This is a genomic window from Streptomyces sp. Mut1 (genome assembly GCF_030719295.1).
In the GTDB taxonomy this organism is placed as follows: Bacteria; Actinomycetota; Actinomycetes; order Streptomycetales; family Streptomycetaceae; genus Streptomyces; species Streptomyces castrisilvae.
Genome location: NZ_CP120997.1, coordinates 2,907,053 through 2,928,744, shown reverse-complemented (window position 1 = coordinate 2,928,744; position 21,692 = coordinate 2,907,053). Strand labels below are relative to the sequence as shown.

Sequence of the window (21,692 nt, the reverse complement as noted above, 5' to 3'; positions counted from 1 at the left end):
TCCTTACTCCGGCAGGCCTCGCGCACGCGGCCCGGAAGGCGCGCGGCGAGGTGTGCGCTACTCGTCCAGCGTCAGACCCCGGCGCAGCTTCACCAGCGTGCGCGAGAGCAGTCTCGACACGTGCATCTGGGAGATGCCCAGCTCCTCGCCGATCTCCGACTGCGTCATGTTGGCGACGAAGCGGAGCGAGAGGATCTTGCGGTCGCGGTCGGGCAGCACGGCGATCAGCGGCTTCAGGGACTCGACGTACTCGATGCCTTCGAGCCCGTGGTCCTCGTAGCCGATCCGGTCCGCCAGCGCGCCCTCGTGCTCGTCCTCCTCGGGCTTGGCGTCCAGCGAGCTCGCGGTGTACGCGTTGCTCGCGGCCATGCCCTCCACGACCTCGTCGCGGCTGAGGCCCAGGCGGTCGGCGAGCTCGCCCACGGTGGGCGCCCTGTCGAGCTGCTGGGCGAGCTCGTCGCCCGCCTTGGCCAGGTCGAGCCGCAGTTCCTGAAGGCGGCGCGGGACGCGCACGGACCAGCTGGTGTCGCGGAAGAAGCGCTTGATCTCGCCGACGATGGTCGGCATCGCGAAGGTCGGGAACTCGACGCCCCGGCTGAGCTCGAAGCGGTCGATCGCCTTGATCAGGCCGATGGTGCCGACCTGGACGATGTCCTCCATCGGCTCGCTGCGGGAGCGGAACCGGGAGGCGGCGAACTTGACGAGGGCCAGGTTCAGCTCGACGAGCGTGTTGCGTACGTAGGAGTACTCGGGCGTGCCCTCTTCGAGGGATTCGAGCCGTGCGAAGAGCGTCTTCGACAGGGCCCTGGCGTCCACCGCCCCCACTTCGGTGTAGGGCGGGATCTCGGGAAGCCCTTCGAGGCCGTCGGTGTCGAATGCGGCACTGTGCGTGTCCGTGGATATGACACTGTGCATATGTGCGGCGCTGTGCGGGTAGGCGCTACCGCGGGTGAAGCGATCACTGCCACTGCTGGTGCTGTCGGTGCGCGTGCCGTGCGGGACGGTCGCAGCAGGGGAGTCTGATTCGGTCAGTCCCTGAGGACATGCCGACGCCGCGTTCTGGGTACGCGGTTCGTCGAGCCGGGGTGACATGGTCTCCTCCATCGTTCTCGGCATATGGCTGCCGATGCCTATACGTGTTCCTGCGGTGAAGCGGCGCCTCCGAAGCCGGTCGCGTTTGGGTGTCCCTCTACCCTTACCCGCTCGTCATGGGTCGATACAACCGCCAATTGATGCTATATGTCCGGTTTGTTGAGGTCTTCGGCTACCGCGTGGCGCACGGAACGCGTAGGGTTTCAAGAACATCAGTGATAGCTGCCACGCATCTGCAGGCAAGGTGATGCGGACAGTGACGAGCGGTGAAGAGGGACGGGCATGGACCGCGGGACGGTCGGCAGTGCGAACCGGGGTCGGCTTCAGGTCGGGGTCCGGACCGAGGGGCGCAGCGAGGTGGTGACGCCGGTGGGTGAGCTCGACCACCACACGGCGGATCTGCTGCGTGAACCCCTGGAGAGCGCGGTCGAGCAGGGGCGTGCGCGCCTGGTGGTCGACTGCTCGCGACTCGACTTCTGTGATTCCACCGGGCTGAACGTGCTGCTCGGTGCACGCCTCAAGGCGGAGGCAGCCGGGGGAGGGGTTCATTTGGCCGCAATGCAGCCGGTGGTGGCACGGGTCTTCGAGATCACGGGAGCCGAGGCGGTTTTCACCGTCCATGCCTCCCTGGACGAGGCACTGGCCCCCTGATCGGGAGGCGTTTCGGCGCCCCGGGCGTCTCGTCCGGCACGGGAGTTACGCGATCCGCGTAGCCGAAGTGGGTGTCGTCACGATTCGGCCGGGCAGGAGATCTTCCGGCGAGCCCGGGTGGCCAGGCCGCCCGTACCTGTGCGGTTCCTGTATCAGTGTCCGTATCGCTATTTGTTTTCTGTATCTGTTCCATGGGTCGTATCCGTTCCAGGGCGACATGGTGAATCGGTGAGGTGAAGCGCTGATGGGCACCACCCGGCAGCATCCGCCGGGCGGCCTCGGCCGCGAGCCGGAGGGCGCGGGCGTTTCCTCCGCCGAGCCCGTCCGGCCGGCCGAGGGCGCCGAGCGGCAGTGGCGCACGCTGTCGTTGCGGGAGGCCACCGGCATCGTGCCGACGGCCCGTGATTTCGCCCGCCAGGCGCTCCAGGACTGGGGCTGGCTCCCCGCCTCCAGTGCCGACCGCCGCGCGGCCGCGGAGGACGTCCTGCTGGTCGTGTCCGAGCTCGTCACCAACGCGTGCCTGCACGCGGACGGGCCCGACGAGATCCGCATCGCCCGCGGCCCGAAGATGCTGCGCGTGGAGGTCGCCGACGGCGGGGCCGGCCAGCCCTCGCCGCGTACGCCGCACCGGGCGGGGCGGCCCGGCGGGCACGGCATGTTCATCGTGCAGCGGCTCTGCATGGACTGGGGGGTCGTCCGGGTGCCGGGCGAGCCCGGCAAGACCGTCTGGGCGGAGCTGGCCGCCCCGGCATAACCCCCACCACTGCCCGTACCCCCTCGAAGAGCGCGCCGGATCGGCGCGCTCTTTGTCTTCCCTCCACAAGGCCCCGGGCGTACCTTGAGCGCCCGATCTGATGTGTCGTCAGTTATTCGTGCCGCATCGCGGCGGCACGCGGCGACCCGGCCTGAGAGGAATTCGAGGTGCCGAACCAGAAGCGAACAGCTCTCGCGCTGGCGTCCGGTCTTGCGGGCGCGGCGGTGCTGCTGGCCGCACCCGCCGCCCACGCGACGGTCGTCGACGTCGACTACAAGTGCAAGACCCCGATCGGGGACAAGGCGGCCGTCTCGCCGATCGACATCAAGAGCGTCAGGAGCGGCAACGGCTACAAGCTGACGATGTCCTTCCAGAAGGGCGTCTCCTCCAGCCCGGTCGAACTCGGCAAGGGCGCCATGAACCCCAGCGCGGTCATCGAGGTGGGCGGCGCCGACCCCGGGCGGCTCACCGTCACCGGGCCCGCCAACACGGCTGCCATCCCCGCCAACAGCCCCATCAAGATCAGCGACCTGAGCGGGACGTACACCCCGAAGAAGAGCGGCAAGGTCACCTTCACCGCCGGAGTCCTCACCATCAAGGCCCTCGGTACGACGACGACCTGCACCCCCGCCAACAGTCCGGGCCCCTCCCTCACCCTCGACGTCACGGCCGCGGGCGGCGGCGGTGCGCCGGCCGGGCCGTCCACCGAGAACGCGCTGCCCAAGACCGGACCGATGGACTCCGCCATCGCGCTCGGCACCCTCGGCGGCACGGTCCTGCTGACGGGCGCGGCCGGAGTGCTGTGGCTGACCCGGCGCGGACAGCGCACGGCGGGCTGACCTCCCCGCGCGACCCGCCCCCCGCCGCCACGCCCCAGGGAGCCGCCCATGCCGCCGCCCGGTCACACCGCCAGACGCGCCCTGGCCCTTCCGCTGCTCGCCGCCCTGTGCTGCACCGCCGCCCCGGCCGCCGCCACCGAGACGTCCGCCGCGCCCGCGTGGACGGCGACTCCCTCGGCGAGCCCTTCGGCGCACGGCTCCGGGCAGGCCGGGGCCCGGCCGTACTTCTACCTGGAGGGGCTGCCCGGCAGCGTCCTGAAGGACCGGCTCTCGGTCACCAACCCGGGTACGGAGCCGGTCACCGTACGACTGCGCGGCGCCGACGCGTACAACGCCGGCGACGGCTCCTTCGCGGTACGCCGAACGGACGGCTCCACCGGCACCGGGACCTGGCTGCGGGCGGCGCGCACCGAGGTGACCGTGCCCGCCCGCACCCGGGCCGAGGTCCCCGTCACCTTCACCGTGCCCGCCGACGCGTCGCCCGGCGACCACCCCGGCGCGATCGTCGCCGAGAGCGGCGGCCGCTCGGTGGGCGTGCGGGTACGGCTGCGGGTCGGCGGGCCGAGGCTCGCCGCGCTCACCGTGGAGGACGTCGGGGTGCACGGCCGCACCATCCGCTACACGCTGGTCAACCGGGGCAACACCGTCCTCGTACCGCGGCTGGCCGTCAGCGCGGACGGGCTCTTCGCCCAGCTGCGGCGCGGCCCCCGCACCCTGCCCGTGGAACTGCTGCCGGGTCAGCGGGCGCGGCTCACCGAACCCTGGCCCAACGCCCCCGCGCTGGACTCCGCCACCGTACGGCTGCGCGTCAAGGCGGCGGGCGGCGCCCAGGACGAGGCGACGGCGTCGGCGCTCTTCGTCCCCCGGGCCCCCGTGGCGGGCGGCGCCCTGCTGCTCGTGGCCGCCGCGTCCGGGTACGCCCTGCGGCGCAGGCGCCGGCGCAGGCGCGGGCGCCGGGCCGGGCCGCCCGGGGACCCGCCCACGGAACCCCGGAAGCACACCGAAGACAGGCACCTGGTGAAGGCGGGAGCGGACACGTGACTGGAAGGACCGGACCCGGACCCGCGACGCCCCGGCGGCGTACGGCGGGGCTCCGCGGACACAGCATCGCTGCCCTGCTGGCCTTGCTCCTGCCCGCCCTGCTCCTGGCCGCACCCGGCGCCCACGCCGACGGCCGTAGCGCGAGCGCCCCGAAACCGGCCGTCACGCTGTCCGACAAGGAGGCGGGCAAGGGCGGTTCGCTCACCGTCAAGGGCAGCGGCTGGCGGTCCGGCGCGCTGCTCATGCTGCTCGTCTGCGGGCAGTCCAGCCCCGCGCGTGGCGTGATCGGCGGCACCAACTCGTGTGCCAACGCGGACGGCAGGGCGGTCACCACCGACACGAAGGGCGCGTTCAGCACGAAGCTGCCCGTCTCCGAACCGCCCGTACCGTGCCCCTGCGTGGTGCATGTCGCCACGGTCACCGGGGAAGAGGCCCTGGCCGACGCGGTGTTCGTGGTCGCCGGACACCCGGTCGCCGCGCTGCCGAAGCAGACGGGGCAGGGCAAGCTCGCCGTCCTGGCCGCCACCCGCCTGGAGGGCGACAGCTCCGTCCTCACCTGGTTCGGCGCACCGCCCACCCGGCGCCTCGTGTTCACGGTCGGCAACATGGGCTCGGCCCCGGTCGAGAACCCGGTCTTCCGGGTCGGCACCGCGCACGGCGTCTACGCCCCGCAGTGGGAGGAACGGCAGTGGCGCGGGACCGTCGAGCCCGGCCGCAAGGCCCGTATCGAACTGCCCGTCGAGCTGGCGGCCGGCGCGCACGGCGACTACCGGGTCTCCCTGAAGTACGGCACGAAGGTCCTCGCCGAACAGCCGTGGGGGGTCGGCCGCCCGTGGGGCGTCACGCTCTTCTGGATCCTGCTCTGCCTCGTGGTGCCCGCGGCCGTCTTCCGTATCGGCATGGCGGTCGTCGACCGGGTCCGGCCGCGCTCCGCGCAGGCGTCCCGGGGAGGCCGGCGCGCGTCCCCGTTCGCCGGGGCGGCGGCGAGGCTCCCGAGGCTGCGGCGTACGGCCGCCGCGCCCGTACCCACCACGACCGCCGGCGAACCACGGGCCACCGGCACGGCCGCGCTGCCCTGGTTCACCCCCGAATCCGCACCGTCAGAGCACAGCCCGACGACGAAGGGACATTCGTGAGTACGCAACGCAGGACGGTCGCGGCGGGAGTCGCGATGATGATCGGCGGGGCGGGCATGCTGCTGGCCGCGAGCCCGGCCCAGGCCGCCGACATCTCGTACAAGACGGAGTGCATACCCCCGGCCATCTCCGGACTGCCGGCCGTACACGGCACCACGCGGGTCCAGTTGACCGCGCCCGCCGAGGCCGAGGTCGGGGACACCGTCGAGGTCGTGTGGAAGACGGTCCAGGCCGCGTCCGCCAACCCCGACATCCTCGATCTCGACAAGGACACCGTCAAACCGGCCGGCACCATCAAGCTGGGCGGGGCCGCCACCGGGGATCTGAAGCTGGAGGGGCCCCGGCAGAACCCGGCCATCCCCAAGGGCAGTCCGATGATCCTTCCGGACATGAAGGGCTCGCTGAAGCTGGAGAAGGCGGGTGAGCTGACGCTGACACCGGACGCGTACGCCATCAACGTCTCCAAGCCGATCTCCACCGACACCAAGTGCGCTCCCGAGGAGACGGTCCAGCCGGGCGCGACGATCAAGGTCACGGACGGCGGCACAGGCGGAACCACGGGTGGCACCACGGGCGGCGACACGGGCGGCGACACGACGAACGGAGGGACGACGGCAGGGGGGACGACCACGGCCGGCGGCACGACGGGCGGTGACGCGGCCTCGGGCGGTGACAGCGCCGGCACGACCGCCGGGGGCACGACCACCGGGGGTACGTCCTCCGGGGGCTCGACGACCGGCGGCAGTGGCGGCACCACCGACTTCCCCGGCAAGGAGGTCGCCGTCGACTTCGCCTGCAAGTCGCCGGGGCCCGCCTCCATCGCCTCCAAGGTGACGGTCAACGCCAAGAAGAACGGCGGCAGCTACGGGCTGACGGTCAAGACGGCCAAGGGTGTGATGGACAGCCCGGCCGCCCTGCCCGCCGGGGCGCTCAAGCCGTCCATGGAGATCGTCGTCGGCGGCGACGACAAGGGCTCCGTGACCGTCACGGGGCCGGGTAACGCCGAGCCCCTGGAGACGGGCAAGCCGGTCGACCTGCCGGACATGACGGGCACGTACAAGCCCGGCGCCACCGGCTCGTCCACGCTCACCCCCGGCACCCTGACCATCGATGTCACGCTCGGCGGCGCGAAGATCAACATCCCGTGCACGGTCACGGGCACGCCGAAGGCCTCGCTCACCCTCGACACCACCGCCCAGGAGGGCGGCGCCTCCGGCGCGTCCGGCGGCGGCTCCACCGGTTCGGGCGGCGCGGCGGCGGCCGGCGGCACCGCGTCGGGCGGCGGGCTCGCGGACACCGGGGCCGACGACCACGGCACTCTGCGCGCGCTCGGCCTGGTCGCCGGCACGGCGATCCTGCTGGGCGGCGCGGTGTTCACGTTCACCCCGTGGCGGCGGCTGCGCGCCGGACGCTGAGCCGGACCCGTACGGACCACGCGAAAGGGCCGCCGCACCGTGGAAACGGTGCGGCGGCCCCTGCCGTGCGGCTACGCGTGCCCGTGCGGCTGCGCGGTCAGTGCACGTCGCCCATGTGCTGGGAGACCTTCCTGCGGTACATCCAGATGCCGACACCCGCGATGACGGCGAGGATCACCTCGAAGGCGACCGCCCCGGTGTTGTCGAGGTTGACGCCGATCTGCTTGGAGGTGAGCAGGCCGGTCACGGAGTCGCCCGCGGTGACGGCGAGGAACCAGACACCCATCATCTGGGAGCTGTACTTCGCCGGGGCCATCTTCGTGGTGACCGACAGGCCGACCGGGGAGAGGCAGAGTTCGGCGACCGTCTGGATGAAGTAGATCGCCACCAGCCACATCGGGCTGACCTTGCCGCCGTTGGCGGCGGTGTCGAGCAGCGGGATCAGGAAGACGGCGAAGGAGACGCCGATCAGCACCAGGCTGGAGGCGAACTTGACGGCGGTGCTCGGCTCCTTGCCGCGCTTGTTCAGCCACAGCCACGCCGAGGCGAGCACGGGGGCCATCGCCATGACGAAGATCGGGTTCAGCGACTGGTACCAGGACGTCGGGAAGTGGAACCCGAGCAGGGTGTTCGTGGTCGAGTGCTCGCCGAAGATCGACAGGGTCGAGCCGTTCTGGTCGTAGATCATCCAGAAGACGGCGGCGACCACGAAGAACCAGATGTAGCCCGACAGCTTGGACTGCTCGGTGCTCGTCAGCTCCTTGTCGCGCTTCATGCGGACCAGGACGGCGACCGGAATGACCAGCCCGGCGAGGGTGATCGGCAGCACGCCCCAGTCGACGAAGTTGCCGGTGATACCGAGCAGGCCGTAGAAGACGGCCGCGACGATCAGCCAGATCAGACCCTTGCGCAGGGCGGAGCTCTTCTCCTGCTCCGTCGCCGGGGTGGCGACGACGTCGCTCTCCGGGCTCAGGTGGCGGGTGCCGAGCATGAACTGGGCGAGGCCCAGGGCCATGCCGACCGCGGCCAGCGCGAAGCCGAAGTGCCAGTTGACGTTCTCGCCGACGGTGCCGATCGACAGTGGGGCGAGGAAGGCACCCACGTTGATGCCGATGTAGAAGAGCGTGAAGCCACCGTCCCGGCGCGGGTCCTCCGGTCCCTTGTAGAGGTGGCCGACCATCGTGGAGATGTTGGCCTTCAGCAGCCCCGAGCCGAGAGCGACGAGGGCGAGACCGGTGAAGAAGGTCGCCGAGTTGGGCACCGCGAGCGTGATGTGGCCGAGGATGACGACGGCGCCGCCGATGGCGACCGTCTTGCGCGGCCCCCAGAAGCGGTCGGCCATCCAGCCGCCCGGCATGGCGAGCAGGTAGACCATCGCCATGTAGGCGGAGTAGATCGTCGTGGCCGTGGTGGCGTTCATGTGCATGCCGCCGGGCGCGATCAGGTACAGCGGGAGCAGCGCCTTCATGCCGTAGAAGCTGTAGCGCTCCCACATCTCGGTCATGAAGAGCGTGGCCAGGCCCCGGGGGTGGCCGAAGAAGGTCTTCTCACCACCAGCGGCGCTCGACGGGTCCTTCGTCAGGCTGGACGCCATGATCGATCCTTGTGTGCTCGGGACGCGACGCCTCGGTGAGGCGGTACGCGCCCGGTGGGGGGAGGCCGGCACCGACGCGGGTACGCCCACCGCGACGGGATCCACACCCGGAACGCCCTCATCGGCGTCCGGGCCCGGCCCACAGGTCATTCACTGAGAATTCCGGGCCGGCGGGTACCGGCCCCGCACACAAAAGGGACCCTTGGCGCTCAGGGCTGCCCAAAGGTCCTTGAGTAGTGCAATAGGCGTCGAGACACCATACGCCACGACAGAGACCGATATGGAAGGACTTGAGAGATGGATCACAGGTCCAGGTGCAACCACACTCCCATATTCGAAGGTGTCCTCGGTACCGGGGCGCAGACCCGCAGGGCTTCTCGATCGCAGCCCTTCCCGTCCGCCGCGCGGACTACCATCAGTGCATGACCCGTGTACTGCTCGCCGAGGACGACGCATCCATCTCGGAACCGCTGGCCCGCGCCCTGCGGCGGGAGGGTTACGAGGTCGAGGTGCGGGAAGACGGCCCGACCGCTCTCGACGCCGGCCTCCAGGGCGGCATCGACCTGGTCGTGCTCGACCTGGGGCTGCCCGGGATGGACGGCCTCGAAGTCGCCCGCAGGCTGCGTGCCGAGGGCCACACCGTGCCGGTCCTGGTGCTGACCGCCCGCGCCGACGAGGTGGACACCGTCGTCGGGCTCGACGCGGGCGCCGACGACTACGTCACCAAGCCCTTCCGCCTCGCCGAACTGCTCGCCCGGGTCCGGGCGCTGCTGCGGCGCGGCGCCACCGAGCCCGTCCCCCAGCCGGCCACCCACGGCGTCCGCATCGACGTCGAGTCGCACCGCGCCTGGATGGGCGACGAGGAACTCCAGCTCACCGCCAAGGAGTTCGACCTGCTCCGGGTCCTCGTGCGCGACGCGGGCCGGGTCGTCACCCGCGACCAGCTCATGCGCGAGGTCTGGGACACCACGTGGTGGTCGTCGACCAAGACCCTCGACATGCACATCTCCTGGCTCCGCAAGAAGCTCGGCGACGACGCCGCCAACCCGCGCTACATCGCCACGGTCCGGGGCGTCGGCTTCCGCTTCGAGAAGAGCTGAGGCCCCTCCCACCGGGGGACCGCCCTGCGCCGGGGTGACCGCGCTCCACGCCATCCGCACGAGCTGACGTACAGAAGCAGGCATGCGCCGACGACTGATCAACTCCACCCTCGCCGTCGTGCTCGTGGTGATCGCCGTCTTCGGCGTCTCCCTCGTCCTCGTCGAGACCCGCACCATCAGCAGCAGCGCCCAGGAGAGCGTCGACTCCGAGGCGCTGCGGCTGATCAGCGTCATCGAGAGCCGGCTCGTGAGCGCCGAGCGGATCAACGCCGAGGTGCTGGACGAGCAGATCGACGACAACCGGTACGCCCTGGTGAAACTTCCCGGCCGCGCTCCCGTCGAGGTCGGTGACCGCCCCAGCGGCAGTGTGATCACCGCGACGGAGACGGGCGAGCACGGCGAGAAGGTCACCATCGAGGAGTCCCGCTCCGCCGTCACCCGCGAGGTCGGCCGGACCCTGATGATCATCGGTGCGGTGGCGCTGCTCGCCATCGTCTCGGCCGTCCTGCTCGCCGTGCGCCAGGCCGACAAGCTGGCCTCGCCGCTCACCGACCTCGCCGAGACCGCCGAGCGCCTGGGCTCCGGCGACCCCCGCCCCCGCCACCGGCGGTACGGGGTGCCCGAGCTGGACCGTGTCGCGGACGTGCTGGACGCCTCCGCCGAACGGATCGCCCGGATGCTCACCGCGGAACGCCGGCTCGCCGCCGACGCCTCGCACCAGCTCCGCACGCCGCTCACGGCCCTGTCCATGCGGATCGAGGAGATCTCCCTCACCGACGACCCGGAGACCGTGAAGGAGGAGGCGCACATCGCCCTCACCCAGGTCGAGCGGCTCACGGACGTGGTGGAGCGGCTGCTGACCAACGCCCGGGACCCCCGGACGGGCTCCGCGGTGGCCTTCGACCTGGACGAGGTCGTCAAGCAGCAGATCGAGGAGTGGCGCCCCGCCTACCGGGGCGAGGGCCGCGCCATCGTCTGCTCCGGCAAGCAGGGGCTCAGTGCCGTCGGCACCCCCGGCGCGGTCGCCCAGGTGCTGGCCGCGCTGATCGAGAACTCACTCATGCACGGCGGCGGCACGGTCGCCCTGCGCACCAGGGTCACCGGCAACCAGGCGGTGATCGAGGTGACGGACGAGGGCCCCGGGGTCTCCGCCGACCTGGGCGCGCGGATCTTCGAGCGGACCATCAGCGGCCGCAACTCCACGGGCATCGGCCTCGCGGTCGCCCGCGACCTCGCGGAGGCGGACGGCGGCCGTCTGGAACTGCTCCAGCAGCAGCCACCGGTCTTCGCCCTGTTCCTCAGCCGGGTGGCCCTGAACCGGAAGGAACCGGAACGCCCGGTGCGGTGAGTGGGGCGAGCCCGTCCGGACGCCCCGCGCCTAGCGGCGGGCCGGGCCCGCCTCGCCCCGTACGGCGGACACCCGCACGGCCGGGGCCGGCACGGTCAGCACGGCCTCTTTGTCGGACACCGCCTCCGTGGGCGCGGGCAGCGCCTTGAAGACCCACGTCCGGTAGGACCAGAAGCGGAACAGCGTCGCGACACCGATCCCGACGATCTTGAAGACGTTGCTCTGGACCGGGGTGTCCCAGCCGAACCCGTACGTCGCCACGTACAGCACACCGGTCTCGATGACCGCGCCCGCCGCGCTGAACAGCAGGAACAGCGTCAGCTCACGGGTGCGGCCGGACTTGTCGCGGTCGCGGTACGTCCAGTAGCGGAAGCCCACGTAGTTGAAGAGGATGGCGACGAACGTGGCGAGCAGGCCCGCGCGCACCGTCGGGATGTCCGTGTAGCGCCACAGCAGGTTGGACACGGCGATGTTGACCACCAGGCCGACCGCGCCGACCACGCCGAACTTGGCGACCTCACGGGCCAGCAGTTCCAGCCGGGCCCGCAACGGGCCTCGTTCGCTCATGTGATCGCTCAGCCCGTCCGTCGGTTCCGCTCCATGTTCCGTCAACCCGGCCATGCTAACCAGGACACCCGGCGGACGCCTGTGCGTACCGGCGCGCGTATGGCGGGGCCGGGCCCCGCCCGGGGCCGCCCACGGGCGGTGCGGATACCCTGGGAGTGTGACGTTCCCGGTAGTCGGCATGGTCGGTGGCGGTCAGCTCGCCCGTATGACCCACGAGGCGGGCATCCCCCTCGGCATCAAGTTCAAGCTCCTCAGCGACACCGCTCAGGACTCCGCGGCCCAGGTGGTGGGCGAAGTCGTCGTCGGCGACTATCGCGACCTGGAGACGCTGCGGGCCTTCGCGCGCGGCTGTGACGTGATCACCTTCGATCACGAACACGTGCCGACCGAGCACCTGAGGGCCCTGGAGGCGGACGGCATCCCCGTGCGCCCCGGCCCCGACGCCCTGGTGCACGCCCAGGACAAGGGGGTGATGCGCGCGAGGCTCACCGAGATCGGCGCGCCCTGCCCCCGCCACCGCATCGTGAAGGACCCGGCCGACGCCGCGGCCTTCGCGCGGGAGACCGGAGGTTTCCCGGTCATCCTCAAGACCGTGCGCGGCGGCTACGACGGCAAGGGCGTCTGGGTGGTCCGCTCCGAGGCGGACGCCGCCGAGCCCTTCCGGGCCGGTGTCCCGGTCCTCGCGGAGGAGAAGGTCGACTTCGTACGGGAGCTGGCCGCCAACATCGTCCGCTCGCCGCACGGCCAGGCCGTCGCCTACCCGGTCGTGGAGTCCATCCAGGTCGACGGCGTCTGCGACACGGTGATCGCCCCCGCCCCCGACCTCGACGAGGCGCTGGCGGGCGAGGCCCAGCAGCTGGCGCTGCGGATCGCCGCCGAACTGGGCGTGGTCGGCCACCTCGCGGTCGAGCTGTTCGAGACCCGCGACGGTCACATCCTGGTCAACGAACTGGCGATGCGCCCGCACAACTCCGGGCACTGGACCCAGGACGGCGCGATCACCTCGCAGTTCGCCAACCACGTCCGGGCGGTCCTCGACCTCCCGCTCGGCGACCCGCGCCCCCGCGCCGGCTGGACGGTCATGTGCAACGTCCTGGGCGGCGACTACCCGGACATGTACCAGGGCTACCTGCACTGCATGGCCCGCGACCCGCAGCTCAAGATCCACATGTACGGCAAGGACGTGAAGCCCGGCCGCAAGGTCGGCCACGTCAACACCTACGGCGACGATCTGGCGGACGTGCGGGAGCGCGCCCGGCACGCGGCCGACTACCTGCGAGGAACGATCACCGAATGACATCCCCCGCCTCCGCCGCACCCGTCGTCGGCATCGTCATGGGCTCGGACTCCGACTGGCCCGTCATGGAAGCGGCGGCCAAGGCGCTGGACGAGTTCGAGATCCCGTACGAGGTGGACGTCGTCTCCGCGCACCGCATGCCGCGCGAGATGATCGCGTACGGCGAGAACGCGGCGGGCCGCGGCCTCAGGGCGATCATCGCGGGCGCGGGCGGCGCCGCCCACCTGCCCGGCATGCTCGCCTCGGTCACCCCGCTGCCCGTCATCGGCGTACCGGTCCCGCTGAAGTACCTCGACGGCATGGACAGCCTCATGTCCATCGTCCAGATGCCCGCCGGTATCCCCGTCGCCACCGTCTCCATCGCCGGCGCGCGCAACGCGGGCCTGCTGGCCGTCCGCGTCCTCGCCGCGGCCGACCCCGGACTCCAGCGCCGGATGACGGACTTCCTGGACGAGCTGAACGACCAGGCGACCGAGAAGGGCAAGCGGCTGCGCCACAAGGCCGAGGGCGCGGACTCCTTCGGCTTCGGGAAGTAGGGACCATGACGGACCGACTGGACCAGGCACGGCAGCTCCTCGCCGAGCACCCCGTGGTCGACGGCCACAACGACCTGCCGTGGGCGCTGCGCGAACAGGTCGGCTACGACCTGGCCGCCCGCGACATCGCGGGCGACCAGTCGGCCCACCTGCACACCGACATCCCCCGGCTGCGCGCCGGGGGTGTCGGCGCCCAGTTCTGGTCCGTCTACGTACGGTCCGACCTGGCGGGCGACGCCGCCGTCAGCGCCACCCTGGAACAGATCGACGCCGTCGCCGAACTGCTCGACCGCTACCCCGCCGACCTGCGCCGCGCCCTGACCGCCGACGACATGGAGGCGGCCCGCGCCGAGGGCCGGATCGCCTCCCTGATGGGCGCCGAGGGCGGCCACTCCATCGACAACTCGCTGGGCACCCTGCGCGGTCCGTACGCGCTCGGCGTCCGCTACATGACGCTCACCCACAACGACAACATCGCCTGGGCGGACTCGGCGACCGACGAACCCGGTGTCGGCGGCCTCTCGCCGTTCGGCCACGAGGTCGTACGGGAGATGAACCGCACCGGCATGCTGGTCGACCTCTCGCACGTCGCGGCGACGACCATGCGCGACGCGCTCGCCACCTCCACGGCCCCGGTGATGTTCTCGCACTCCTCGTCCCGGGCCGTCTGCGACCACCCGCGCAACATCCCCGACGACGTCCTGGCCCAGCTCCCGGCCAACGGCGGCATCGCGATGGCCACCTTCGTACCGAAGTTCGTCCTGCCGGAGGCCGTCGCCTGGACGCACGCCGCCGACGAGAACCTGCGCGCCAACGGGCTGCACCACCTGGACACCACCGAGCGCGCGATGAAGGTGCACGCCGCGTTCGAGGCGGCGAACCCCCGCCCGAAGGCCACCGTGGCCACCATCGCCGACCACCTCGACCACATGCGCGAGGTCGCGGGCATCGGCCACATCGGCATCGGCGGCGACTACGACGGGACCGCGTTCCTCCCCGAGGGCCTGGAGAGCGTCGCCGGCTACCCGAACCTGATCGCGGAGCTGCTGGGCCGCGGCTGGTCCGCCGCCGACCTGGCCAAGCTCACCTGGCAGAACGCGGTACGGGTGCTGCGCGCCGCCGAGGACGTGGCGCGGGACCTGCGCACGCGCCGCGGCCCGTCGCACGCCACCATCGAACAGCTGGACGCCCCGGCGGCCTGAGCGCACACCGGGGCGTCCTCAACGCTCCCTAACAGGCGCAGAGACAGAACGGGTGCCCCGCCGGGTCGGCGTACACCCGGAAGGACCGCTCCCGGTCCTCCGCCTCCAGCACCGTCGCGCCCAGCGCCAGCACCTCGCGCTCCGCCGCGTCCAGATCCGCCACGGTCAGATCCAGGTGGAACTGCTGCGAGGCGTCGGGGCGCGGCCACTTCGGCGGTACGAAGCCGGGCGCTGCCTGGAAGGCGAGCGGGGTGCCGGTGATCCCCGTGAGGTCCACCCAGTCCTCCTGCTGCTCGACCTCGCCGCCGAGCAGCGCGGCGTAGAAGTTCGCCAGGGCGACGGGGTCGGGGCAGTCCAGGACGACGGCACCCAGTGCGGCCACAGCCATGTTGCTTCTCCTCGGGCAGACTACGGACAGGTGGTTACCGCTTAAAGCGCTCAACCGGTAACCGTGACTGCATGCTGCCGTACCGGAGGTACCGTCGCAACCATGAATGAGAGGGATTCCGCGCCCGGTGGGCTCGCGCTGGTCGAAGCGCTGGTCAACACCCTGGACGTCGAGACCGGCGCGGACACCCTCGACACGGCGGAGGGGCGCGCCGCGTTCGCCCTCGCGGAGCCGGACGTCCCGGCGGCCCACGTCCTGCGCGAGGCGCTGCGCGAGGTCTGCCTGGCCCACGCGGGCCACCGCGACGAGGGTGAGGGCGACTTCGCGCTGGACCGGCTGCTCGCGGGGGCACCGCTGCGGGTGACCGTGGACGTGGCGGGTGCGGCGGCGCTGCGGCCGGTGGAGGAGCCGCCCGGCCTGACGGCGAGGGTCGCGGCCGCCATCGCCGCGGCCTCGGCCGACGGCACCTGGGCCAGGCTCAAGGTGTGCGAGGCGGCGGACTGCCGGTGGGCGTACTACGACCGCAGCCCGGCGGGGCGCCGCAGGTGGTGCTCGATGTCGGTGTGCGGCGCCCGCGCGAAGATGCGTACGTACCGCGCGAGGCGCGGCTGATCCGGGTGGCTCAGGCGGTCGGGCGGCCCATCGCCCGGTAGGTCCAGCCGGCCTCGCGCCACACGGTGGGGTCGAGCGCGTTGCGCCCGTCGAGGATGATCCGGCGGCCCGCCACGGTGCCGAGCGCCTCCGGGTCCAGCTCGCGGAATTCGCGCCACTCCGTCAGGTGCAGCACGACGTCGGCGCCGCGCACCGCGTCCAGGGCGGTGTCCGCGTACCCGAGGGTGGGGAAGAGACGGCGGGCGTTGTCCATGCCCTTGGGGTCGAAGACGGTGACCTGGCCGCCCTGGAGGTGGATCTGACCGGCGACGTTGAGCGCGGGGGAGTCGCGTACGTCGTCCGAGTCCGGCTTGAACGTGGCGCCCAGCACGGCGACCCGCTTGCCGAGGAAGGAGTCGCCGCCGACGGCCTCGCGGGCCAGCTCGACCATGTGGCCGCGGCGGCGCATGTTGATCGAGTCGACCTCGCGCAGGAACGTCAGTGCCTGGTCGGCGCCCAGCTCGCCGGCGCGGGCCATGAAGGCGCGGATGTCCTTGGGCAGGCAGCCGCCGCCGAAGCCGATACCGGCCCGCAGGAACTTCTTCCCGATGCGCTCGTCGTGGCCGATCGCCTCGGCGAGCTTCACCACGTCGCCGTCGGCGGCCTCGCAGACCTCGGCCATGGCGTTGATGAAGGAGATCTTGGTGGCGAGGAAGGAGTTGGCGGCGGTCTTCACCAGCTCGGCGGTCGGGAAGTCCGTCACGACGAACGGGGAGCCCTCGCCGACCGGTACGGCGTACACCTCGCGCAGCAGCTTCTCGGCCCGCTCGCTCGTCACGCCGACGACGATCCGGTCCGGGTGCAGGGTGTCGTCGACGGCGAAGCCCTCGCGCAGGAACTCCGGGTTCCACGCCAGCTCGGCGTCGGCGCCCACGGGGGCCAGCTCCGCGAGGCGGGCGGCGAGGCGGGCGGCGGAGCCGACGGGCACGGTGGACTTGCCGACGACGAGGGCGGGCCGGGTCAGCAGCGGGGCGAGCGAGTGGAAGGCGCTCTCGACGTAGGACATGTCGCAGGCGTACTCGCCGTGCTTCTGCGGCGTATTGGTGCAGACGAAGTGCACATCGCCGAACTCGGCGACCTCTTCCCAGGAGGTGGTGAACCGCAGCCGTCCGGTGGCGCCCTCGATGCCGGCGACGTGCCGCTTCAGCATCTCCTCAAGACCCGGCTCGTACATCGGGACCCGGCCGGCGGACAGCATCTCGATCTTCTCGGGCACGATGTCCAGCCCGAGGACCTCGAACCCCAGCTCCGCCATGGCCGCGGCGTGTGTGGCGCCCAGGTAGCCGGTGCCGATCACGGTGATCCTGAGGGCCATGTAGTGCTCCTGTGAGATGCGGACAGACGTGCGGTGAACGAGCATAGTCCTGCCCTTGGAACCTCCCATTTCCGGCTGTCGCGAAGCTCACGGCCCCAGCGCGTATGCCGGGGGCGGGGAGGGCGCCTAAAATTGGGTTACTTAACGGTAGTTAGCACCCTGGGGAGTGAGCGTCTTGGCGGGTTCGACCGATTTCGACCTGTACCGTCCGGCCGAGGAGCACGAGATGCTCCGTGAGACGGTGCGTGCGCTCGCCGAGGCGAAGATCGCCCCGTTCGCGGCCGCGGTCGACGAGGAGGCCCGCTTCCCGCAGGAGGCGCTGGACGCCCTCACCGCCGCCGACCTGCACGCGGTCCACGTCCCGGAGGAGTACGGCGGCGCCGGCGCCGACGCGCTCGCCACGGTCATCGTGATCGAGGAGGTGGCCCGCGCCTGCGTCTCCTCCTCCCTGATCCCGGCCGTGAACAAGCTCGGCTCGCTCCCCGTCGTCCTCTCCGGCTCCGAGGCCCTGAAGAAGAAGTACCTGGGCCCGCTGGCCAAGGGCGACGGCATGTTCTCGTACTGCCTCTCCGAGCCGGACGCGGGCTCCGACGCGGCCGGCATGAAGACCCGCGCGGTACGCGACGGCGACTTCTGGGTCCTCAACGGCGTGAAGCGCTGGATCACCAACGCGGGCGTCTCCGAGTACTACACGGTCATGGCGGTCACCGACCCGACCAAGCGCTCCAAGGGCATCTCCGCCTTCGTCGTCGAGAAGTCGGACGAGGGCGTCTCCTTCGGCGCCCCGGAGAAGAAGCTCGGCATCAAGGGCTCCCCGACGCGCGAGGTCTACTTCGACAACGTCCGCATCCCCGCCGACCGCATGATCGGCGAGGAGGGCACGGGCTTCGCCACCGCGATGAAGACCCTGGACCACACCCGCATCACGATCGCCGCCCAGGCCCTCGGCGTCGCCCAGGGCGCGCTGGACTACGCCAAGGGCTACGTCCAGGAGCGCAAGCAGTTCGGCAAGCCGATCGGCGACTTCCAGGGCGTGCAGTTCATGCTCGCGGACATGGCCATGAAGCTGGAGGCGGCCCGCCAGCTCACCTACTCGGCCGCCGCCAAGTCCGAGCGCCTCGACGGCGACCTCACCTTCTTCGGCGCCGCGGCCAAGTGCTTCGCCTCCGACGTCGCCATGGAGGTCACGACGGACGCGGTCCAGCTCCTCGGCGGCTACGGCTACACGCGGGACTACCCGGTGGAGCGGATGATGCGCGACGCCAAGATCACGCAGATCTATGAAGGCACGAATCAGGTCCAGCGGATCGTCATGGCGCGGAACCTGCCCTGAGGTCCCCTTCCGCCGTCGCCGAGCGTGACAGCGGGCGGAACCGCCCCCTCCCGTACCGACAGCGCGGCCCCCGGCTCTCGCCGGGGGCCGCGCTGTCGGACGTGGTTCCGCGCCCGGAGCGACAGCGGCCGAATCGTCAACTCCGCTTTTTCGTAACGAAGTTGAATCAGGGGCACGTGAGGTGAAGCTGATTAGAGAAGTGAAACCGGGGTAGGTGCGGCAGCTGAGCCGTTGAACACCAGTATGAACAGGACCCCGTCTGTGTCAGATCCTCCACCGGCGTTACCCGGCCACGACGCCCTCGACGCGTACGTCGACAGGTACGGCCCCCGCCTTCTGCTGTGGGTCTGGGACAGGGCGGAGGGCGGGCTGGACCGGCACGTCTCCTGTGCGGGGTTCGGCTCCCTCCAGAGCATTCCCATGAGCGCCGTCGGGCTCCTGGTCGACCATCTGTGCGCCGAGGAACTGATCGAGACCGTCGGCGGTCCGGGCCCGGGGACCGGGGCCCCCGTGGTCACCCTCCGGGCCGCCGGGGCGGCCCGCGCCCGCCGTCTCCAGGCCCTGCGCGCGAACGCCGCCGAGCGGACGCGCCACGCGGCACGGGCCGTACTGCACTGGGCCCATGCCAACGCGCACCGGCAGCCCCTGCGGATCAGCGGCTTCCTCGACTCGCCGGACGTCTTCTTCCTCGGCGACGCCCTCTCCCGCAGCGAGGTCGCCCGAGCCCTCAGCTATCTGGCCGACGAGGACCTGATCACCTGCGAGGGGCCGCCGTTCCACCACGACGTCGGTTCGCACGTGACGCTCACCTCGCAGGGCGTGGCGGTCGTGCTGGCCGGCGTCGCGGACGTCGGCGCGTATGTGGCGCGGCAGCGTGAGTACCGCCGGCCGACCCAGCACACCCACATAGAGGCCGGAACGATAGAGCACCTCACGCAGGGCGACTCCGACCACAGCGTGCACACCTCGATCGAGATGCACACCGCGCTCCCGCCCGGTGGTCTCGCCCGCCTCATCACGGAGCTGGCGCCGGCGCTCGACCTCGACGCGGAATCGCTCGCGTCCCTGCTGCGCAGCGCGAACGCGCTGGGGGGCGGCGGTGATCCCGACGACGAGCCGCCCCCGGACCGGCAGCGCGGCCTCATGGAACGGATCAGGGGCTGCCTCGCCTCCGCCCCCGACACGGTCGGCCGGCAGCTCCTCATGGACGCGGTCGGCCAGGCGCTCGGGAGGATGCTCGGGGGCTGACGCCCGGCAGGGACGCACCGCGGCGGACACGTGGAGCGGGGGCCGCGCAGAACGGAGAAGGACGGCAGAACGGGGGGACGGGCGATGCGGACGCCTTTGTACGCACGGGACGCGATCTTGCGAGGACTGGTTCCCCGGCTGGTGGGCATGGCGCCCGACCGGCGGGAACTGGTCCCCCAGGAACACCGGGACGACCTGCCGGTGACGTTGCTCTGCGGGAGCCACGGAATGGGCAGGACGGCGGTACTTGACGCCCTGGACGACTCCTACCGCGGGCGGATTCCCCTGGGCAGGGTCGACGCCGCGCAGGTCGAACGGGCACACCGGTCCGGCCCCGCGGCGGCCAACACCTCGGCGGTGGTCGAGATCCTGGAGCAGCTGGTCTGCGGACTGGCACCGGCCGTGCCGGGGGCGGCGCGGCTCCGCTTCTCCCGCCTGCTGCCGGGACTGTTCGCCGTGTCCAGCTGGCACCGCGGTGACCAGGAGCAGCAGGCGCTGGCCCGTAACCGGATCGGGCGCCTGCTCGTCGCCTGCGGCCTGACGAAGGCCGCGGGGGGAACGGAGGGGGAGGGCACCGACTGGACGTACGACGTCAGTGAACGCCTCGCGGACCCGGACCGGCGGCAGCACGATCTCGCCCCCGTCACCGAGGCGGTCGTGCAGCAGTACTTCGGCCGGCACGCGCGCGGTCGCGCCGAGAAGTCGGTGCAGCGGTGGTACCGGAGCCGTTCCAGCGGTTCCGAGGACGCGGTGGACGCCCTGATCCGGCTGAGCCTCCGCTTCCACCAGGGGGGCGACTTCCGCGACGCCGTCGAGCGCACACTGACCGCGGCGTTCCTCGAAGACCTCGCCGACGCCTACGGGCGGTGGCAGCGGGTCAACCGGGCCCCCCGGCCCCTGGCCCTGATCGACAACGCGCACACCGCCGCCGGGCGGCGCTTCGTCGGCCTGCTGCTCGACCACCGGTCGGTGCCCGGTCCAGGCGTCCAGGACCCCCTGGTCGTCGTGGCGACCCGGCTGGGGAGCGGCGAGGCACTCTATCCGGACGCGACGGTCCGGGACCTGCCCGCACTCATCCACGAGTCCGGCTGGGCACGCACCGTCGCGTCCTCCCCGTCCGCCGGGGTACTGACGGCCGCGCTGTCTCCGCTGGGCCGTGGCGACCTGCTGCTGATGCTCGACGAGGCCAGGGGGCCGCTGCCCCGCCACCTTCCGTCCGCCCTGTACTCCCTCACGCGCGGCCATCCGCAGGGCAGCCGGGTGCTGTGCGAGGCGGTCGTCCGCGCCCAGGACCCCGTCGCCCCCGAGTCCCTGCTCGACCTGCCCGTCGCGGAGGGCCGGCCCGCCGGTGAGGTGCTGCTGGAGCGGCTGGTGCCCCAGCCCCAGCTGCGCGCCCACCTGGCACCGCTCGCCCTGGCCCGTGACCGGGCCGCCGCACAGGTGCTGACCACGGCCGCCGTGCTCGCCGACGGCGGGCTCCCGGGCGCGGGGCTTCCCACGGCGGCCCGCTATCTGGTGGAGGAGCACTGGGCCGACGGTGCGCCGGAGGCGGTGGACGGGGAGGCGCCCGGTCCGGACGCGGGTTTCGTGGCCGACCCCTTCCTGCGGGCCCTGCTGGTCCACGAGGCCCGCCGGACCTGCGCCGAGGCCGGGCCGGGACGGCGCTGGGCGGACCTGCACGGCCTCCTGCGGCAGCATCACGAGGAGCGCGGGGCCGGTCACGAGCCGGACGTCCTGCGGCACGAGCTCGCCATCGGCGACGCGGAGCCGGTGGTGGGCAAGCTGACCGACTACTTCGGGAGCTGGCCCGCCGGCCGCTGGCTGGAGGCACTGCCCCACGTCGCCTCGGCCCCGCATCCTCCCCGGTCGGAGTGGGCCGACCACCGTGCGGAGATCGCCCGGGGTGCGCACGACCACCTGTACGAGGACGCCGACGACATACACCGGTCCGTCAACCGGCTGCTGCACGCTCTCTGGTACCTGTCCGAGACGTACGCGGAACCGATGGACGACCTGTGCGAGGACATCGGCGCCGAACTGGCCTTCCTGTCGATGCGTCATCCGTCGGGCCGCGTGGTGCTCAACGAGGCGGCACGCTCCTGGCCCGCCGCCGTACGTGAGCGCAGGCCCTGGCCCACGTACGGACCGGACTACGGACGCGGCCCTCTCCGCGGCGAGGAGTGAG

The 21,692-nt window shown here is 71.8% G+C and carries 20 protein-coding genes; 15 read left to right on the top strand and 5 right to left on the bottom strand.

Annotated elements, in window-relative coordinates:
• Positions 1-57: 57 nt before the first annotated feature.
• Entirely contained in the window at positions 58-1,092 is a 1,035-nt protein-coding gene (locus P8A18_RS12465) for an RNA polymerase sigma factor SigF (RefSeq protein ID WP_306060857.1), read from the bottom strand.
• Between the two features lie 282 nt (positions 1,093-1,374).
• Here P8A18_RS12465 and P8A18_RS12460 point away from each other — a divergent pair, with 282 nt between their 5' ends.
• The 6 genes from P8A18_RS12460 (at position 1,375) to P8A18_RS12435 (ending at position 6,928) form a co-directional block, all read left to right on the top strand.
• Positions 1,375-1,743: an STAS domain-containing protein gene (locus P8A18_RS12460; RefSeq protein ID WP_018552998.1), complete on the top strand. Its 369-nt coding sequence runs from the start codon at positions 1,375-1,377 to the stop codon at positions 1,741-1,743.
• Between the two features lie 244 nt (positions 1,744-1,987).
• Complete coding sequence (locus tag P8A18_RS12455) at positions 1,988-2,497, top strand: ATP-binding protein (protein WP_306054176.1); 510 nt, start codon at positions 1,988-1,990, stop codon at positions 2,495-2,497.
• A 167-nt stretch (positions 2,498-2,664) separates the two neighbouring features.
• Positions 2,665-3,336, top strand: a complete 672-nt coding sequence (locus tag P8A18_RS12450; RefSeq protein WP_306054174.1) for an LPXTG cell wall anchor domain-containing protein — start codon at positions 2,665-2,667, stop codon at positions 3,334-3,336.
• A 48-nt stretch (positions 3,337-3,384) separates the two neighbouring features.
• Positions 3,385-4,377, top strand: coding sequence for a COG1470 family protein (locus tag P8A18_RS12445; RefSeq protein ID WP_306054172.1), 993 nt, complete (start codon positions 3,385-3,387; stop codon positions 4,375-4,377).
• On the top strand, positions 4,374-5,513 hold the full coding sequence (locus P8A18_RS12440) for a hypothetical protein (RefSeq protein WP_371933667.1): 1,140 nt from the start codon (positions 4,374-4,376) through the stop codon (positions 5,511-5,513). Before P8A18_RS12445 ends, P8A18_RS12440 begins: the two co-directional genes overlap by 4 nt.
• 35 nt (positions 5,514-5,548) lie before the next feature.
• Entirely contained in the window at positions 5,549-6,928 is a 1,380-nt protein-coding gene (locus P8A18_RS12435; protein WP_306060853.1) for a hypothetical protein, read from the top strand.
• 97 nt (positions 6,929-7,025) lie between these two features.
• Here the strand turns inward: P8A18_RS12435 and P8A18_RS12430 are convergent, their stop codons facing one another.
• Entirely contained in the window at positions 7,026-8,522 is a 1,497-nt protein-coding gene (locus P8A18_RS12430) for a peptide MFS transporter (protein WP_306054170.1), read from the bottom strand.
• 422 nt (positions 8,523-8,944) lie between these two features.
• On the opposite strand from P8A18_RS12430, the gene P8A18_RS12425 reads away from it, so the two are divergent.
• A complete protein-coding gene (locus tag P8A18_RS12425; RefSeq protein WP_018552991.1) occupies positions 8,945-9,622 on the top strand; it encodes a response regulator transcription factor in 678 nt (225 codons plus the stop codon).
• A gap of 82 nt (positions 9,623-9,704) precedes the next feature.
• Positions 9,705-10,970, top strand: coding sequence for a sensor histidine kinase (locus P8A18_RS12420; protein WP_306054168.1), 1,266 nt, complete (start codon positions 9,705-9,707; stop codon positions 10,968-10,970).
• Between the two features lie 30 nt (positions 10,971-11,000).
• On the opposite strand, the gene P8A18_RS12415 is transcribed toward P8A18_RS12420, so the two are convergent.
• Complete coding sequence (locus P8A18_RS12415; protein WP_306054167.1) at positions 11,001-11,537, bottom strand: GtrA family protein; 537 nt, start codon at positions 11,535-11,537, stop codon at positions 11,001-11,003.
• A gap of 157 nt (positions 11,538-11,694) precedes the next feature.
• On the opposite strand from P8A18_RS12415, the gene P8A18_RS12410 reads away from it, so the two are divergent.
• Genes P8A18_RS12410 through P8A18_RS12400 form a run of 3 tightly spaced genes read left to right on the top strand, consistent with a single transcriptional unit; the run spans position 11,695 to position 14,572 of the window.
• A complete protein-coding gene (locus P8A18_RS12410; protein ID WP_306054165.1) occupies positions 11,695-12,834 on the top strand; it encodes a 5-(carboxyamino)imidazole ribonucleotide synthase in 1,140 nt (379 codons plus the stop codon).
• A complete protein-coding gene (gene purE / locus P8A18_RS12405) occupies positions 12,831-13,370 on the top strand; it encodes a 5-(carboxyamino)imidazole ribonucleotide mutase (protein WP_306054163.1) in 540 nt (179 codons plus the stop codon). The genes P8A18_RS12410 and purE overlap by 4 nt, the downstream gene beginning before the upstream one ends.
• Positions 13,371-13,375: 5 nt before the next feature.
• Positions 13,376-14,572 (top strand): dipeptidase, encoded by a 1,197-nt coding sequence (locus P8A18_RS12400; RefSeq protein WP_306054162.1) that lies wholly within the window; start codon positions 13,376-13,378, stop codon positions 14,570-14,572.
• Between the two features lie 28 nt (positions 14,573-14,600).
• On the opposite strand, the gene P8A18_RS12395 is transcribed toward P8A18_RS12400, so the two are convergent.
• A complete protein-coding gene (locus P8A18_RS12395; protein ID WP_306054160.1) occupies positions 14,601-14,960 on the bottom strand; it encodes a VOC family protein in 360 nt (119 codons plus the stop codon).
• A 102-nt stretch (positions 14,961-15,062) separates the two neighbouring features.
• Between P8A18_RS12395 and P8A18_RS12390 the strand changes: the two genes are divergently transcribed.
• Positions 15,063-15,572, top strand: coding sequence for a CGNR zinc finger domain-containing protein (locus P8A18_RS12390; RefSeq protein WP_306054158.1), 510 nt, complete (start codon positions 15,063-15,065; stop codon positions 15,570-15,572).
• A gap of 10 nt (positions 15,573-15,582) precedes the next feature.
• Here P8A18_RS12390 and P8A18_RS12385 read toward each other — a convergent pair whose 3' ends face one another.
• Positions 15,583-16,926: a UDP-glucose dehydrogenase family protein gene (locus tag P8A18_RS12385; RefSeq protein WP_306054156.1), complete on the bottom strand. Its 1,344-nt coding sequence runs from the start codon at positions 16,924-16,926 to the stop codon at positions 15,583-15,585.
• A gap of 175 nt (positions 16,927-17,101) precedes the next feature.
• Between P8A18_RS12385 and P8A18_RS12380 the strand changes: the two genes are divergently transcribed.
• The 3 genes from P8A18_RS12380 (at position 17,102) to P8A18_RS12370 (ending at position 21,691) form a co-directional block, all read left to right on the top strand.
• Positions 17,102-18,259 carry an acyl-CoA dehydrogenase family protein gene (locus tag P8A18_RS12380; RefSeq protein WP_306054155.1) on the top strand — a complete coding sequence of 386 codons (1,158 nt, stop codon included), beginning with the start codon at positions 17,102-17,104 and terminating at the stop codon, positions 18,257-18,259.
• 261 nt (positions 18,260-18,520) lie between these two features.
• Positions 18,521-19,507 (top strand): hypothetical protein, encoded by a 987-nt coding sequence (locus tag P8A18_RS12375; protein WP_306054153.1) that lies wholly within the window; start codon positions 18,521-18,523, stop codon positions 19,505-19,507.
• 117 nt (positions 19,508-19,624) lie between these two features.
• Positions 19,625-21,691 (top strand): ATP-binding protein, encoded by a 2,067-nt coding sequence (locus P8A18_RS12370; protein ID WP_306054151.1) that lies wholly within the window; start codon positions 19,625-19,627, stop codon positions 21,689-21,691.
• Position 21,692 lies beyond the last annotated feature (1 nt).